This window comes from Mycobacterium sp., assembly GCF_035274705.1.
Taxonomy (GTDB): domain Bacteria; phylum Actinomycetota; class Actinomycetes; order Mycobacteriales; family Mycobacteriaceae; genus Mycobacterium.
In genome coordinates this window covers 70,120-86,022 of the sequence record NZ_DATENY010000130.1, presented here as the reverse complement: position 1 = coordinate 86,022, position 15,903 = coordinate 70,120, and the positions used below count along the sequence as shown (strand labels likewise).

The following is a 15,903-nucleotide window of genomic DNA, read 5'->3' as shown; positions in this document are numbered from 1 at the left end:
CGATATTGAAGAAGTCCCAGGTAGAAAAACGAAACCGCCGGGCGTGTCGCACACACCCGGCGGTTGTCGTCGATCGATCAGCGCTTGCTGTACTGAGGCGCCTTGCGGGCCTTCTTGAGGCCGTACTTCTTGCGCTCGATGGCACGCGGGTCGCGGGTAAGGAACCCGGCCTTCTTCAGCGCAGGCCGGTCCTCGGGTTGCACCAGGATCAGCGCCCGCGCGATGGCAAGACGCAGCGCGCCGGCCTGGCCGGACGGGCCGCCGCCGTCGAGGTGGGCGTAGATGTCGAAGCTCTCGAGCCGATCGACAGTCACCAGCGGCGCCTTGATTAGCTGCTGGTGCACCTTGTTCGGGAAGTAGGCCTCGAGGGTGCGGCCGTCGAGGTGGAACTTGCCGGTGCCGGGCACCAGGCGCACGCGAACCACGGCCTCCTTGCGGCGGCCAACGGTCTGGATCGGACGGTCGATGACGACCGGCTCACGCGCGGGGGCCTCGGCCTCGGTCGCGGCGACGGTTTCGGTGGTGGTTTCCACGGTGTCGGTCACTGGGCCACCTGCTTGATTTCGTAGGGAACCGGCTTCTGGGCGGTGTGCGGATGCTCCGGCCCGACGTAGACCTTCAATTTCTTCTGGATCTGACGGCCGAGCTTGGTGTGGGGGATCATGCCGAGGATCGCCTTCTCGACGACCCGGTCGGCGTGCTTCTCCATCTCGTCACCGAGCGCACGTGCCCGCAGACCACCGGGATAACCCGAGTGGCGGTAGGCGAACTTCTTCTGGAGCTTGTCGCCGCTGATCGCGACCTTGTCGGCGTTGATGACGATGACGAAGTCGCCACCGTCGACGTTGGGTGTGAATGTCGGCTTGTGCTTGCCGCGCAGCAGATTTGCAGCCGCGACGGCGAGCCGGCCGAGCACCACGTCGGTGGCGTCGATGACGTACCACGAACGCGTGGTGTCACCCGCCTTCGGCGTGTATGTAGGCACAGCGCTTACCTCTCCTTTTCGGTCCCCGTGGGGTTTCGGATCCCGGTTTCCCGGGTGCCGGCCAGGCGTTCACGGATGGGTGGTTCTCGGCGACCGACATTGACCCGAGGTCCCGTGCTTACCGCACGCCAACGAGGCAGCTTACCTGCGTGCTTCGTCGCAGGTCAAAACGCGTTCGCGGAGGCTAGCCGCCGGTCAGGTTGAACGTGCCGTTGCACGACGTCTGGCGGGCCTTGTCCTTGCCGGTAATGGCGCAGCTGCCGCCGGTGGGTCCTACGAAGTCGGCCCCGTCATCGACAGTGTGCTTGCCAAAGCAGCACTGACCGCCCATTTTGCATACATATTCACGCCTCCCCCATCCCCCTGGATTAGCTGAACGTACGCTTCATGCATCGCCAATAGGGCCGAAAAAGACACTAAAGTCCCCCGCCGATGTCGGGGGACTTTGTGTTTGGCACAGCGATTAGCGGTAGTCGATGACGACTCGACCGTCGATCTGACCGCGTTCCATCCGGCCGAACACCTCGTTGATGTCGTCCAGGTTCGCGCTCTCCACGGTGGGGTGGATGAGGCCGCGGGCGTAGAAGTCCAGCGCCTCGGCCATGTCCTGGCGAGTGCCGACGATCGAACCCCGGATCGTCAGGCCCTTGAGGACGATGTCGAAGATCGGTGCCGGGAAGTCGCCGGGCGGCAGACCGTTGAACACGATGGTCCCGCCGCGCCGGGTCAGCCCGATCGCCTGGCCGAACGCCTGCGGGTGCACTGCCGTGACCAGCACGCCGTGCACACCGCCGGTGGCCTTCTGGACTTCCTCGACGACATCGGAGGTGCGGGCGTTGACCGCGACCTCCGCGCCCAGGCGGGTCGCGAGGGCGAGCTTGGAGTCGTCGATGTCGATGGCCACCACGCGCAGCCCCATGGCGCGCGCGTATTGCACGGCGATGTGGCCGAGCCCGCCGATGCCCGAGATCGCGACCCACTGGCCGGGTCGCGTGTCGGTCACCTTCAGGCCCTTGTACACGGTGACGCCCGCGCACAGGATCGGCGCGACCTCCACCGCGTCAGCGCCCTCCGGGATGCGCGCCGCATATGCGGTGTTGACGAGCATGTAGCTGCCGAAGCTGCCGTTGACGCTGTAGCCGCCGTTGCGCTGGCTCTCGCACAGCGTTTCCCAACCGGTGCGGCAGTATTCGCACATTCCGCAGGCCGACCACAGCCACGCGTTGCCGACCTTGTCGCCGACCTTCAGGTCGTCGACGCCTTCGCCGAGCGCGACGACGGTGCCGTAGCCCTCATGTCCCGGGATGAACGGAGGCTGGGGCTTGACGGGCCAATCTCCGTGTGCGGCATGCAGATCCGTGTGGCAGACGCCGGAGGTCTCCAGTTTGACGAGCGCCTCACCGTAGCCGGGTGTCGGCAGGTCGAGTTCTTGGACCTCAAGTGGCCCGCCGAATTCGGTGACAACGGCTGCGCGCATGGTGTCGGTGGCGTTGGACGCCGACGGGGCGCCAAGGGTTTGGGTCATTTCATCATTCCAATCGTGAAAGCGGGTTTGTTGAAGGGTCTTTGGTCCCGGCTCAGAGGTACTTGCTCCTCACGCACGCGTTCGTCAGAAGAACCCTTGGGCCTTGTTGCTGTAGGAGACGAGCAGGTTCTTGGTCTGCTGGTAGTGGTCGAGCATCATCTTGTGGGTCTCACGTCCGATACCGGACTGCTTGTAGCCGCCGAACGCCGCATGCGCGGGATACGCGTGGTAGCAGTTCGTCCACACCCGGCCGGCCTTGATGTCACGGCCAGCTCGATACGCGGTGTTACCGTCGCGCGACCACACACCGGCGCCGAGGCCGTACAGCGTGTCGTTGGCGATGCTGATCGCGTCGTCGTAGTCGGTGAACGACGTGACCGCGACGACGGGACCGAAGATCTCCTCCTGGAAGATCCGCATCGCATTGTTGCCCGTGAAAATCGTTGGAGCGACGTAGTATCCGGTGTTCAGATCACCGCCCAACTCGGCACGCTCGCCGCCGGTGATCACCTTGGCGCCTTCACTCTTCCCGATCTCGATGTACGACAGGATCTTCTCGAGCTGATCGTTGGACGCCTGCGCACCGATCATGGTCTGCGTATCCAGGGGGTCGCCCTGGCGCACAGCCTTGGTGCGGATCGCGGCCAGTTCGAGGAACTCGTCATAGATGTCGGCCTGAATCAGTGACCGTGATGGGCACGTGCAGACCTCGCCCTGGTTGAGGGCGAACATCGTGAAGCCCTCCAGCGCCTTGTCCTGGTAGTCGTCATGGGCGGCAAGGACATCGTTGAAGAAGATGTTCGGTGACTTGCCGCCGAGTTCCAGCGTGACGGGAATCAGGTTCTGGCTGGCGTACTGCATGATCAGCCGGCCCGTCGTCGTCTCGCCGGTGAACGCGATCTTGGCGATCCGGTTCGACGACGCCAGCGGCTTGCCCGCCTCGACTCCAAACCCGTTGACAATGTTGATCACACCGGGCGGCAACAGGTCACCGATCAACTCGAAGAGATGGAGCACCGACGCCGGCGTCTGCTCGGCCGGCTTGAGCACTACCGCATTTCCGGCGGCGATGGCCGGAGCGAGCTTCCAGGTGGCCATCAGGATCGGGAAGTTCCACGGAATGATCTGCCCGACCACCCCGAGCGGCTCGTGGAAGTGATAGGCCACGGTGTCGTCGTCGATCTGCGACAGCGAGCCCTCCTGGGCACGAATCGCACCGGCGAAGTAGCGGAAATGGTCGATGGCCAACGGGATGTCGGCGGCCAGCGTCTCGCGCACCGGCTTGCCGTTGTCCCACGATTCGGCGACTGCGATGGATTCGAGATTCTGCTCGATGCGGTCGGCGATCTTGTTGAGGATGTTGGCGCGCTCGGCCGGTGACGTCTTACCCCAGGCGGGCGCGGCCGCGTGGGCAGCGTCGAGCGCCTTCTCGACGTCAGTCTGGTCGGAGCGCGGTATTTCGGTGAACGGCTGGCCGTTGACCGGGCTGACGTTCTCGAAGTATCGGCCGGCCGCGGGCGCGACCCACTCCCCACCGATGAAGTTGTGATACCGGGGCGAGAAGGACATCACTGAGCCTTCCGCGCCCGGTCGTGCGTACACGGTCATGGCGTTTCTCCTACTTCATGTCGCCGCCGTGGCGGCTCCGTCCGCCTTCGCGGCGAAAAATGTGTCGGACGTCACTGAAGGTAGGTTTCGGACCGTTGCAGCACGGTTGCACGACGTTGCAACGCATCGCGCGGTCAGGCCAGGTCGAGATCCAGACCGGCTAGATGCCCGCGAGCCCGCGCGCGAACGGCGGAGCCCGGCGCGGCGTGGTTGTACAGCACCCGCCAGCCGTCGCGGTCGTCGCGATTCTCGGGAAGCTCCAGCCAACGACCAAGCAGCGCAAGGTTTCCCGCCGCCAACACAGCGCCGCGCAGGGTCGCGCTGAGCTCGGTGCGCAGCCGTGCGATCGCCGGTGATACCGATTGCGGCAACAGCTCGCCGGTGTATCGCCTAAGCGCGGCGTCAACGTCGCCGGTCTTGATGGCGTCAAAGACGTCGGTCACGTCGCTGGCGATCGGTGAGAGCAGCCGGTATGGCCGCGAGTCGATGAACTCGGGCCCGATGACGCGGCGCAACCGCGACATCTCGGCCCGGATGGTGACGGCGTCGAGTTCCTTGTCGTCGAGCAGCATCGCGAGGTGGTCGGCGGTGAGACCCTCGGGGTGGCGGCCGAGCAGCACGAGGATGTCGGCATGCCGGCCGGTCAACGCGCTGGTCTGCGGACGGCCGTGGTCGTCGGTGACATGCCAGCGTGGGCGGTCGGCGCCGAGGACCGTCAAACGTGCGGGTGACGTCGGTGTGGCGGGTTGGCTCAGACGCAGCAGGGCGAGGTGGTTTTCGACGGCGACAGCGGTGGCGCGGACGAGCGCGAGCGTCTGCGGCGAGGCAACCTGAGATCCGCCGGTGAGGTCGATGGCACCGATGAGCGCGCCGGTGGCCGGGTCGTGTACGGGCACCGCGGTGCAGCTCCACGGCTGGACGATGCGCGAGAAGTGCTCGGAGCCAAGGATTTGCAATTCGGCGTCGAGGGCGAGTGCGGTTCCGGGAGCGTTGGTGCCGGCACCGCGTTCGCTCCAGTCCGCGCCCGGGACGAAGTTCATGGCTTCGGCCTTGCGGCAAGCTTTGCGATCACCTTCGACCCAGAGCAGGGTGCCGTCGGCGGCGGTCACTGCGACGACGACGCCGGCGTCGGAGGCGTCATTGATGAGCAGCCGGCGGATGACGGGCAGCGCCGGGGCCAGCGGGTGGGCGGCGCGCATCTGCTCGACGGCCACTGAAGTCGGCGCCCCGCCGCAGTCGGGGTCGACGCCGGTGGCCAGGCTGCGCCGCCAGCTTTCGGCGACTACGCGGCGCAACGGGGTGGAGTCGAGGTATGACGAGTCGATCTGGCCGGCGACGAAGAGTTCGTGGACGGAACGCAGCGTCGACGACGACACCCGGGTGATTGCCCGGCCGCCCGAGGTCTTCGACATTGCCATCGGCGATCACACTCCTCACGCTCAGCCTCGTTCACGCAGGCTGACGCCGTGTGGCCGCCACGATAACCCAATCTGCTCGATCCGGGGCAGGGACTTTCGACCCTTCTGCGGCATGCGCCGACTTCTGCACCATGGCTGTTGTCTTTGCCCGATGGTGTTAGCCACGGGCGTCTCTGCATCAAGATCACACCGGAGTGTCAATGATTCGTCTCTTCACCGCCGCAGTAGTGCTTACCGGGGCGGCCGCCATTGGCCTGGCCCCGATCGCTCAGGCAAGCGGGCCATATCGAAACTGCACAGAAGCACACCAGGACGGCCGGTGGAACATTCCCGTCGGGGATCCCGACTACTGGATCGGCGGCGATCGCGACCACGACGGCATCGCCTGCGAAAGCTAACCGCAGATAGAACTGTGCGGTCCCGATGGCTCCCCTCCAAACGGGACCGCACAGGGTCCTGAGAGTGAGGCGTCAGTAGCCCCACGCACTGGCGGCGCTGCGGTCGGTGGCCGCGACGTCGTCGGCGCCGTCACGGACCGCATTGCCCAAGCTGAACAAGATCTCGTTGAGCCCCGCGGCCGCTTGTTCCCAGCGGGCCTGCTCGACGCGGTAGGCCTCCGCCGCTTCGCGTGTCCACACCTGCTGCAGCGGCGCGATTTGCGCACGCAGGTCGTCGAGCGCGGCGTTCAACCGTGCAGACGTCGCGTGGATTTCCTGTCGCACCGTGTACTCGATTTCGTCGAAGTTGTATGACAGCACGTGATCCATTCGAGGCTCCTTACAGGTTGGTGGCGACCGAGCCGATTTGATGCGAATGGGTTTCCGCGGCCCCGCGCAACGTCTGCTCGTTGGTACGAATCGTCTCCGCGATACGTTGCAGTGCCGCGTGCAGTTTCAGCGATTCCCCATTCCAGCGGTCGACGACATCCCTGAACCGAGCCGCCGCAACCCCTCCCCACACCGACGGCGGCACGCTGCTCATCCGGCTTATGAACGACTGCAGCATGGCGCGTATCTCCTCATTGCGGGCATCCGTCTTCGCCGAAACGGCCGTCATGAGTTCGAAGTCGGTGTTGAGCGATCCGCCTGCGGGTGTCGTCATTAGGCCCCTTCCGTGATGTGCTGACATGAAGATTCGACGCGACAGCGAACCATTTGGTTCCACGCACATTTCAGAAAACTGCATGTGCCGACTCGATTGCTCGATCGCAAATGTCGCGCACAAGCTCTTCACGTCCTGGCGCACTTTGGCAACCGATCGCAATCCGCAGGGCCTTGTCGACCAGCACGGTCCAGCCGATCTGGCGGTCCTTTCGTATCTCTCGATACGTCACCGCCGGCTTCTCGGCATGGCGAGCGGCCGGATTGAAGTCGACGAACACGCCGACAGGCTCCTCGCTGAGCGCACTCCCCAGTGACTCAGCCACCATCTCCATCGTCTGTTCTGGCGCAAGAGTTGATTGCGTGATGTGCACGATGACACCGGCGTCCGATGGCGAAACAACCTGTACCCGAGCCGATCCCAGTCCGGAGGTGATGCGCTGGACCATCCACTGCGCTGGAACCTTCACACCGACGCGCCCCTCGACCAACAGCGTCATCGGCATAGCGTCGCCGGCCAGTCCAGGCGTCTCACTGTTCACCGCGAATCCGCCGCACAGAGCCACCGCGGACAGCAGCGCCCCGGCGAGCACCGCAATGCCGTGGCGGCTGCGGCGCTGCGGCGCTACCGCTTCCGGCTCCTCAGATGCAGCTCGTTCATGCAGAGCGGCGACCGCCCGTCGAACGTCGTCATGATCCGTGATAGTGACCGCAACGCCGTTGGCGCGCAGCCGATTCGCGATCGCGTCGGCAAGCAGACGTCCTCCCTCGACGCCCTCGGGAATGTCCACCAGAACTGCGCCGACCCGAGCGATTCTCTCGGCAATCGCGTCGGCGTCCACATCAACCTCGCCACACCGCGGTACCGCGCCGAGTTCCTCACCACACTGCGCGACGACGACGAGTTCGCCCGCGATCTCAACGACGGTCAAGGGTCGCTCCGATGCGCGGTACCGCAGCACCGCCACCCGTGACATCGCCACAACCGTCGTCGCGACCGTGAGCGCGGCGTCGTGCACTACGTCAGTCCAGGACGACGGCCACCACGTCGGACACACGAGGACAAGGGAGTCGACCGGCCCGCCGACCGTCTCGCGCAGAACATCGCGCCAGAGCTCTGACGCCGCAACCGGATGGTCGCCGACCCAGCCGAGGTTGTCGTCAATACATTCGAGGGCGGCCGTAGCCTGCTCGAGCTCCGGATGATTGGGCCCCCTGATCGTCGCGGGGCCGACCTCGATCACAGCGGCGGTCACGGCAGTTCGGTCCACGCCACCTGAATGAGCTGATCCGGCCGTCCACGCGTGATCAAGGTGCCACGTCCGGGTGGAAGCGCGCACGGCCTGACGGAACCCAGCAATATGCCTTCGTCTGGGCTGGCGCTCATCATCAATCCCATGGCGCCCAGGTCGCGCAGCCGCGCAAGAAACGGGTCGAACATCGCTCGGGCGGCGCCACCGGAGCGACGGGCCACGATGACGTGCAGCCCAAGGTCTTTGGCGTGCGGCATGTAGTCGACAAGGGGCATCAGCGGGTTGCCCGTCGCTCCGGAGACCAGATCGTAATCGTCGATGACCACGTAGATCTCCGCGCCCGACCACCACGACCGCTCACGCAGCTGTTGCTGTGTCACCTTCTCGCCGGGCATCCGCTCTTGTAAGCGGTCCAACACCATGTGCAGGCGAGACGTCACCATCGGTGCTGACATCGAATAACCAAGGAGATGATCGGATTCGACGATGCCGAGCAGACTGCGACGGAAGTCGACGATCTCTATTTGTGCCGAATCGGCCTCGTTCATTCTGACGATTTCTCGGCATAGCATCCGCAGGACCGACGTCTTGCCGCATTCGGAATCGCCTAGCACGACGAGATGCGGCCGTTCCGCGAAATCCAGGGTAACCGGTTGTAACTCGCGCTCGCCCAGCCCGATCAGAATCTCCGTTGCCGCCTGCGCGCTGGCGGTCACGGCGATATCGCGTTGGTGTACCAGCGCCGGCAAGAGCTCAACCTGCGGTGCACGGCATCCGACCCATCGGTCGCTCAACCGTTCTGCCACAACAGCGATCGCCTCGCCAACCCCAGACGTCGTCGGCTGTCCATCCAACCTCGGCAGCGCGATTACCATTTCTCGGCCCTCGCGGGTGATGCCATGCCCCGGCGGCATCTGACCCAGCTGCCGGGCCCGCTTCCGGTCCATCTCCGAATCGGCAGGATCGCCGAGCCGCAGCTCGATGCGGCTGCCGATCTGATCCTTGAGGGCCGGCCGGATCTCCGCCCATCGCGAGGCCGCGACGACCACGTGGACGCCGAATGAGAGACCTTGGGAGGCAAGCGCAATGATCGCAGCTTCGAGGCTCTCGAACTCCTGACGAAAGGCCGCCCAGCCGTCGATGACCAGAAAGACGTCGCCGTAAGGGTCATCGCTGACTGCAAGTTCGCCGACGGCGCGGCGGTGGCGATAGTCGACTATCGAATCGATCCCCAAGCGGCGGAACCGCACCTCGCGCGTGCGCATCACCCACTCCACATCCGCGACCATGCGCCGGCACAGATCGATGTCAAGCCTGCCTGCCACCGATCCCACGTGCGGCAATCGGCGCAAGGGCGTCAGGGCTCCACCGCCGAAGTCAAGGCAGTAGAACTGTACGGTCTTCGGATCATGACTGACGGCCATTGCCATGACGAGCGTTCGCAGCGCCATCGACTTTCCCGAGCGTGGACCGCCGACGATCGCCACATTGCCGTCCGCTCCGGATAATTCGATCATCAGCCGATCACGGCGCTGCTCATAGGGACAGTCGACGACACCGATCGGAACGGCCAGCGGCTGCTCGCCATCCGACATCTGGGCGTCCAATGTGGGCGCATCCCTCAGCGGTGGCAGCCACACCGGATGTGCGGGAGTCCCGTGACCGGCCAGCCGATCCAGCACCGAGTCGAGCACGGTGCGACCCGGCGAGTCACTGCGTCCGGTTCGTCGGCCCAACTTCGGAATCGGGCTAACGGGCGCCGCGGTGAACTCGCGCGGGATGGCCGGCTCAACCGAATGCGGCCGCGCGCCGCGGCGGGCGTTGTACGGACCCGACACGAATGCGGTGTGAAATCGGACCAGCTCTCCAGACGCCGTCTTCAAATAGCCGGCGCCGGGTGTTGTGGGCAGGTGGTGCGCATCGGGCACACCCAGTACTGCCCGGGATTCACTGGCCGAGAAGGTCTTCAAGCAGATCCGGTAGGACAGGTGTGTTTCCAGCCCGCGCAGCCGTCCCTCATCGAGACGCTGGCTCGCCAGCAACAAGTGCATGCCCAGCGAGCGGCCCATGCGCCCAATCGCAACGAACAACTCGGCGAAATCGGGATGCTGGCTGAGCAGCTCGGAGAACTCATCGACCACGATGAACAACACAGGCAGTGGTGGAAGGGCGCGTCCCGCTGAGCGGGCATGCTCATAGTCCGCGACGTTCGCATAGCCGCCTGCGGCCCTGAGTAGATCCTGCCGCCGGTTCATCTCACCAGCGAGCGCGTCCTGCATACGTGCTACGAGGTGAGCCTCCTCGGCCAGGTTGGTGATGACCGCGGCCACGTGTCGTGCCCTTTCCAGACCGAGAAAGGTGGCACCACCTTTGAAGTCGATGAGGACAAGGTTCAGGACGTCGGGCGAGTGGGCCGTGATCATTCCGAGCGTCAACGTCCGCAGAAATTCCGACTTACCGGATCCCGTTGCACCAACACATAACCCGTGCGGGCCCATCCCGTTGCGCGCAGACTCTTTGATGTCCAGTTCCACCGGATCTCCGTCGACGGACAAACCGATGGGGACGCGCAGGCGATCCCGATCGCTTCTCGCATTCCAACACAGCGCCGGATCAATTCTGGTTGGGTCGAGCCCCATGAGCTCGAACCAGCCGAGCGCCTTGGCCGCGGAGCCGACGCCACCAGACGACCTGCTCGGTCGGTACGGCGCCAGCCGACGCGCACACACCAGCGCCTGGTCTCGGGTCAAGAGGTCCTGCTGCGCAACGGCCTTCTCGTCCATCGTCAAGGAGCCGGCGTCGATGTGGAGCCGAAGGGATCTCTCCGGCAACGCATGGTCGCCAGGAGTGCCGATCTGGATGATCGTCGCGCCGTCGATTGAGTCCACTCCCGTTGGTGCGCATCCGTCGACGATGAAGACGACGTGCGGTGACGGATCGCCATTGAGCGGTATGACATCCGAGTACGCGTCGGTGAAGCTGCCGTAGACCAGCCTCGCCGGTCCGAGCGCATCCCGTATCTGTGGATGCTGGTGATGCGGCAACCATTTCAACCAGTCCCATTCGGCGTTGACGTCGCCGCCGACCACCGCAGCGATCCTGACGTCTTCGGGACTATGCAACACAGCCAGCTGGCAGACCATGGCGCGCAGCAACGCACGCGCCTCTGCGGAATCGCCTTCGACCGTGATCGCCGAGAATGTCCGCAGCGCCACCGTGATCGGCAGTCTGGTGACGATCGAACTCTTGCGCATCAACCTGTGCAGCGCCGACGAAGTAACAGGGTCTTGCTCGTCGACCGGACGGAGTTCTGGCGCAATCAAGGTCGTCGACAATGGCTGCTCCCCGAGGCCAATCCGGACGTGGCAGCAGTCGGGATCGTCTGCTGACCGCTCCCACATCCGCCTGCTGCCCACCAACGTCCACAACACCTCCGGATGAGGATGAGTCCAATGCATAGACCGACGTTGGTCGGCAGCGGTCGTCGCCACGGTGCCCTCCAACGCATCGACGTAACCCAAGTAGGCGCGCCGGTCCGCGTTCACCTCGGCGGTGTGATTGCTTGCACGAGCACCGAATGCGAGGGAACCGACCGCCGATACCAGCATCATCACGGGAAAGAACATGAACATCGGACTGCGAGCGATGTTCGCTCCGGAGGTGAAGTAGAGGGCCGTCATTCCGGCAGTCGCAACGATCATTGCCATCGGCATCATTCGAGCTAGCGGGTTCGCTGGAACGGTCTTCGGCATGCCGGGCGGTGCTTCCACAGCGATCTCGGTATCGGCTACCGAGGGCGCGGGAAGTCGTGGCTCGCAGGTGAACTCCATCGGCTAATGGACGTTGAGCGTGCCGATCACGTTCCATCCCCAACCCATGAAATTGCCGCATAGACAGGTGCACCGACCGAGTTAGGGTGTCATCCCGAGGCGTCAACTTGGGGGTGCGATGTCGGAGCCGCTGTGCCGAGTTTCGGTTCAAGTCGATGAAGACGACCTCGGCACCGTGGACCTGGCGTTGCCGAGGAAGACCCACGTCGGCCTGCTCATGCCAGCCATCGTCGACATCGTGCACCGCGGCGAGAACACGCTCACCGACGTTCGACGATGGCGGTTGGCGCGCGTGGGTGGACAGCGGATCGACGAGTGGACAACCCTGGACGACAACGAAATCCACGACGGCGAGCTGCTCGTAGTCACGAACTTCGAGACACCTGAACCCGACTGGATTGTCGACGATCCCTGTCACGCGGTTGCAAGCGTTGCGGACGGCGGCCATGAGCGGGTGGTGCGGATCACCGCCGTTGCCGCCTGCCTGTGCGCAGCTGTGGCCGGCGCGACCGCGTTGGCGTGGGCGGGTGTTACGTCGCGGGCCGCCGGTCATCTCATCGTCGGCGTCGGGCTGGCTGTTGCTGCCGCGGCCGGGGCCGTCGTGATCCGGCGCAGCCATCCCGACTCATTGCCGTCGGTTACGCTCAGTGTGGTTGCCGTCGTGTTCGCCGCCGCGGCCGGCTTTCTGGCTGTGCCGGCCGGGCCGTCGGTAGCCAACTTCTTGCTCGCCGCCGCGGCGGGATTTTCGACGTCGATCTTGCTTTTACGACTTAGCCGTTGCGGCACAACCTGCTTGACGGCGCTAGCCACGATCAGCGCGCTTGCAGCCGCCGCACTGACCGTTGGCGTCATCTGGACATTGCCGGCTGCGGCAGTCGGAGCAGTGCTCGTAACCGTGTCTGTCGTGATGCTCTCAACCGCCGCCAGACTGACTATCGCCGCGAGCAGTCTCGCGCCCCCGATGTCGTCTATTGATGACGGCACAGGCGATGAGCACGTCGTAGACGCGGCGCGGGCCGTTCTCGCGCATCAATCTTTGACCGGCCTGGTCGTCGGGTCCTCGGCGGCAGCGTCACTCGGCATCATCATGGTCGCAGCCGGCGGCTGGGCGCGCGGCTCACTCTTCACCGCAGCCGCAGGGGTGGTGCTGTTGTTGCGCGCCCGCACGCATGTCGGCACGACTCGTCGGATCGCTTTGATTGCGACGGGACTGATCGCACTGACGGCCGGCTTTGCGGCAGCGGTGGTTTCTGCTCCTGAACACGCGCACTGGATGTCCACCCTTGCTACCGGCGCAGGCTCGGGAGCTTTGGCATGGGTTTTCGGCAGCGTGACGATCAGTCCCGTCGTGCGCCGCGCGGTCGACGTGACGGAGTATCTAGCCCTGGCCGGGCTCGTGCCGCTCGCTTGTTGGGTCATCGATCTCTACGGACTGGTCCGTGGTGCGAGCCTGACATGACGACGTGCGCAACGGTGACGGTGAGACTGTGTGCGGTGGCCCTTCTCGTTACCGTGCCGCTTTTCGCTGCGCCGCCGGCATCCGCGGTGACCCCGCCACCAATCGACGACGCGTTACTGCCCAAACCGGCACCGCCGGCCCCGCCTGAACCCACCGAGCAGCAGGACCAATGCGTCGCATCTGAAGCCGCTGCCGCTGGTCGACGCGACGCCGGTCAACTGAAAGGCCTTGATTTGCGGCGCCTCTGGAGGCTGACCCGCGGTGCGGGACAAACCGTCGCTGTGATCGACACCGGTGTATCACGGCACCGGCTGCTTCCCCATCTCGTCCCTGGCGGTGACTACGTCCACACCGGAGACGGAACCGATGACTGCGACGGTCACGGCACAATCGTCGCAGGCATCATCGGCGCGGCCCCTGACCGGGACAACTCGCCAACGTTCAGCGGCATCGCTCCCGACGCCACGATCGTCGGTATTCGTCAGTCCAGCAACAAGTTTCGCTCGACTGAAGAACCGTCCGCTTCCGGGTTCGGTGACGTCGAGACGCTCGCGATGGCTGTACGCACGGCCGCAGACATGGGGGCGACCGTGATCAATGTGTCGTCCGTGGCTTGTCTGCCGGCCGGCGCGACCTTGGACGACCGGGCGCTCGGCGCAGCACTGTCCTACGCCGTCGACGTCAAGAACGTCGTCGTGGTGGCTGCAGCAGGCAACGTCGGTGGCCTAACCCAATGCGTTGATCAAAACCCGGCAAGCGATCCGGCTAAGCCTGGTCAGCCGAATTGGGCGGACGTCAAAGTCATCGTGAGCCCGGCCTGGTATGACGACTACGTCCTGACTGTCGGCTCGGTGGCGTCCGATGGAGCGCCGTCTCGATTCAGTCTGGCGGGACCGTGGGTGGACGTCGCCGCGCCGGGCGAAGGGATTGTGTCACTGGATCCTGACGGCGAAGGGCTGATCGACAGCCTGCCCACGAGCGGCGATCCGAGGCCGATCTCGGGCACGAGCTATGCGGCTCCGGTGGTGAGTGCCATTGCCGCGCTGGTCCGCGCGCGGTCACCCGAGCTGACAGCCCGGCAAGTGATGGAGCGCATCGAACGGACGGCGCACCGCCCGGCCGCTGGCTGGGATCCGGTTGTGGGTCACGGAGTAGTCGACGCACTGGCCGCAGTCGGCGCTGGTACCGCAATTTCGCCCGCGCGCGACGAAAGCACGGCCAGACCCGTCTCGACCGCGGCCGTCACCCCGCCGGATGGTCATGCGCGACAGGTCGCCCTTCGTGGAGCAGCGATTGGCGTGGCGATCACCGTCGCGACCGTCGCCATGACGGCCTCTGTGGCGCGGCTACGACGGTCCCGCGACGCTGTCCCGCGCGACTGAGGCTGCGTCCCTGCTCAATTCGGGGCCGCGCGGCAGCCGCGCCAGCACCGGCCACGGTGCCGGGACCGCCGGGCCCGCAAGGCCAAGGTGACGCGCCGCGTCTTCGTCACGGATGCCGAATAACACCCCAAGGTCGTCTACGTAGTACAGAGCTGCCGCAGTGTCGCCGTCTCCGGTGACGCCGGTCGACCGAACGTAGGCGCTGCGGCCGTGCGGTATGAACACCTCATCGACGTTTGGACCATCTGCGTCGGCCTGCGCCAGCTTCACCGGTGTGCCGTCGAAAGGAAGCGAATTTCCCGTCAGGACAGCGGTGCTCGCGGAATCTCCAGCAACGCGCCAATAAGCGCACAGGGCTGGTTCGGCCGATACGCCTCCGCGCTCCGGAAACGTCGACACAGGCAGTGTGTCGACGACTGAAACCGCGCCGACGGCATCGGGTGCGACGGTGGCTATCTCGCGGTCGCGTTGCGAGTCGGTGAAACGGATGAGGTCCGCGGCAACCTCGCCGACCCGCTGCACGCCGTTTCCCAGCACGACATAGTGTTCCGCTGCATTCGCGCGCACCACGCGTATCACAGAGCCGACAGCGAATCCACGTAGCGGCGGCGGGCCGGGCGATCCTGCTGCAGGAATGTGCGGTGCGGCTATGGGTGGCGCCTCTGGTATGGCTTCGACCAGTGCACGCGAAACGGGGCGGGGCACAACGCCGTCCAACCGCAGCGCTCGCACCACAGCGCGGTTGCGCAGATCGACCTTCGCGCGCCATCCGTCGTACAGCAGGTACGTCGTCGCGGCACTTTCTGTGCCGGGAGTGACCAGAATGCTTCGCCCAGAGGATAACCCGTCGCGCCGCACCTCTCCGGCTATGACGGTCGTCTTCGCCGCATCGTCACAGACGGTCCATGCTGATTCCTGCTGCCCGAGCGGTGCGGCGATGGTGGCAGGCGCACCTGGGATGCCAACCAACGGTCCGAGATTGGCGGCGTTGATCGCCGATTGGCTCACCGCAACGGGATTGGCGGACGCCCCGGCGATCAGGCGAGCTGACGCAAGGTTGAGCACCGGGTGCACCGTGTCGCCGATGCGCACGTAGAGCGCACCGGACTCTCGAACCATCATGATGGGCGCATCGCCGAGAGCGCCCTGGGGCCGCAGGAATGCCAACACTGCGCACGCTGCAACGATGATCGCCGTCAAAACACATCCGGCGATAAGCGAAAGTGATTGCGCGCGAAGCGGATCGTCGAGCATCCGTACGTCACCGCGCACCAGCGCGTGCTCCATCCGGCGCACCAGGAATCGATACCCGCTGACGTGCAGCCGGTTGGTCATCTGCTCCT

At 65.2% G+C, this 15,903-nt stretch carries 14 protein-coding genes; 3 read left to right on the top strand and 11 right to left on the bottom strand.

The features are described from left to right. Nucleotides 1-77: 77 nt before the first annotated feature. From rpsI to VJV41_RS27125, 6 genes are all read right to left on the bottom strand, one after another. Nucleotides 78-545, bottom strand: coding sequence for a 30S ribosomal protein S9 (gene rpsI, locus VJV41_RS27150; RefSeq protein WP_325339063.1), 468 nt, complete (start codon nt 543-545; stop codon nt 78-80). Then, nucleotides 542-985, bottom strand: coding sequence for a 50S ribosomal protein L13 (gene rplM, locus VJV41_RS27145; RefSeq protein WP_325339061.1), 444 nt, complete (start codon nt 983-985; stop codon nt 542-544). Before rplM ends, rpsI begins: the two co-directional genes overlap by 4 nt. Nucleotides 986-1,169: 184 nt before the next feature. Continuing rightward, on the bottom strand, nt 1,170-1,316 hold the full coding sequence (locus tag VJV41_RS27140) for a hypothetical protein (protein WP_325339059.1): 147 nt from the start codon (nt 1,314-1,316) through the stop codon (nt 1,170-1,172). A 132-nt stretch (nt 1,317-1,448) separates the two neighbouring features. Further along, nucleotides 1,449-2,510 carry an alcohol dehydrogenase AdhP gene (gene adhP / locus VJV41_RS27135; RefSeq protein WP_325339057.1) on the bottom strand — a complete coding sequence of 354 codons (1,062 nt, stop codon included), beginning with the start codon at nt 2,508-2,510 and terminating at the stop codon, nt 1,449-1,451. Nucleotides 2,511-2,594: 84 nt separating this feature from the next. Next, on the bottom strand, nt 2,595-4,118 hold the full coding sequence (adh, locus tag VJV41_RS27130) for an aldehyde dehydrogenase (protein ID WP_325339055.1): 1,524 nt from the start codon (nt 4,116-4,118) through the stop codon (nt 2,595-2,597). A gap of 134 nt (nt 4,119-4,252) precedes the next feature. After that, on the bottom strand, nt 4,253-5,536 hold the full coding sequence (locus VJV41_RS27125; RefSeq protein ID WP_325339053.1) for a GAF domain-containing protein: 1,284 nt from the start codon (nt 5,534-5,536) through the stop codon (nt 4,253-4,255). 200 nt (nt 5,537-5,736) lie between these two features. On the opposite strand from VJV41_RS27125, the gene VJV41_RS27120 reads away from it, so the two are divergent. Further along, nucleotides 5,737-5,934, top strand: a complete 198-nt coding sequence (locus tag VJV41_RS27120) for an excalibur calcium-binding domain-containing protein (protein WP_325339051.1) — start codon at nt 5,737-5,739, stop codon at nt 5,932-5,934. Between the two features lie 72 nt (nt 5,935-6,006). Here VJV41_RS27120 and VJV41_RS27115 read toward each other — a convergent pair whose 3' ends face one another. The 4 genes from VJV41_RS27115 to eccCa form a co-directional block, all read right to left on the bottom strand. Next, complete coding sequence (locus VJV41_RS27115; protein ID WP_325339049.1) at nt 6,007-6,303, bottom strand: WXG100 family type VII secretion target; 297 nt, start codon at nt 6,301-6,303, stop codon at nt 6,007-6,009. Nucleotides 6,304-6,313: 10 nt separating this feature from the next. After that, nucleotides 6,314-6,637 (bottom strand): WXG100 family type VII secretion target, encoded by a 324-nt coding sequence (locus tag VJV41_RS27110; RefSeq protein WP_325339047.1) that lies wholly within the window; start codon nt 6,635-6,637, stop codon nt 6,314-6,316. A 70-nt stretch (nt 6,638-6,707) separates the two neighbouring features. Next, nucleotides 6,708-7,892, bottom strand: a complete 1,185-nt coding sequence (locus VJV41_RS27105) for a type VII secretion-associated protein (protein ID WP_325339045.1) — start codon at nt 7,890-7,892, stop codon at nt 6,708-6,710. Beyond that, entirely contained in the window at nt 7,889-11,719 is a 3,831-nt protein-coding gene (gene eccCa / locus VJV41_RS27100) for a type VII secretion protein EccCa (RefSeq protein WP_325339043.1), read from the bottom strand. Before eccCa ends, VJV41_RS27105 begins: the two co-directional genes overlap by 4 nt. Before the next feature lie 118 nt (nt 11,720-11,837). Between eccCa and eccD the strand changes: the two genes are divergently transcribed. Continuing rightward, nucleotides 11,838-13,178, top strand: a complete 1,341-nt coding sequence (eccD, locus tag VJV41_RS27095) for a type VII secretion integral membrane protein EccD (protein WP_325339041.1) — start codon at nt 11,838-11,840, stop codon at nt 13,176-13,178. Beyond that, complete coding sequence (gene mycP / locus VJV41_RS27090) at nt 13,175-14,560, top strand: type VII secretion-associated serine protease mycosin (protein ID WP_325339039.1); 1,386 nt, start codon at nt 13,175-13,177, stop codon at nt 14,558-14,560. The genes eccD and mycP overlap by 4 nt, the downstream gene beginning before the upstream one ends. On the opposite strand, the gene eccB is transcribed toward mycP, so the two are convergent. Next, entirely contained in the window at nt 14,525-15,895 is a 1,371-nt protein-coding gene (eccB, locus tag VJV41_RS27085; RefSeq protein ID WP_325339037.1) for a type VII secretion protein EccB, read from the bottom strand. The genes mycP and eccB overlap by 36 nt on opposite strands. Between the last annotated feature and the right edge of the window lie 8 nt (nt 15,896-15,903).

Coding starts and splice junctions, on each gene's coding strand:
- eccCa (WP_325339043.1), bottom strand. CDS start 11,719: ATGGAGTTCACCTGCGAGCCACGACTTCCCGCGCCCTCGGTAGCCGAT.
- mycP (WP_325339039.1), top strand. CDS start 13,175: ATGACGACGTGCGCAACGGTGACGGTGAGACTGTGTGCGGTGGCCCTT.
- adh (WP_325339055.1), bottom strand. CDS start 4,118: ATGACCGTGTACGCACGACCGGGCGCGGAAGGCTCAGTGATGTCCTTC.
- VJV41_RS27110 (WP_325339047.1), bottom strand. CDS start 6,637: ATGACGACACCCGCAGGCGGATCGCTCAACACCGACTTCGAACTCATG.
- VJV41_RS27140 (WP_325339059.1), bottom strand. CDS start 1,316: ATGGGCGGTCAGTGCTGCTTTGGCAAGCACACTGTCGATGACGGGGCC.
- adhP (WP_325339057.1), bottom strand. CDS start 2,510: ATGACCCAAACCCTTGGCGCCCCGTCGGCGTCCAACGCCACCGACACC.
- VJV41_RS27115 (WP_325339049.1), bottom strand. CDS start 6,303: ATGGATCACGTGCTGTCATACAACTTCGACGAAATCGAGTACACGGTG.
- eccD (WP_325339041.1), top strand. CDS start 11,838: ATGTCGGAGCCGCTGTGCCGAGTTTCGGTTCAAGTCGATGAAGACGAC.
- VJV41_RS27120 (WP_325339051.1), top strand. CDS start 5,737: ATGATTCGTCTCTTCACCGCCGCAGTAGTGCTTACCGGGGCGGCCGCC.
- eccB (WP_325339037.1), bottom strand. CDS start 15,895: ATGACCAACCGGCTGCACGTCAGCGGGTATCGATTCCTGGTGCGCCGG.
- VJV41_RS27125 (WP_325339053.1), bottom strand. CDS start 5,536: ATGGCAATGTCGAAGACCTCGGGCGGCCGGGCAATCACCCGGGTGTCG.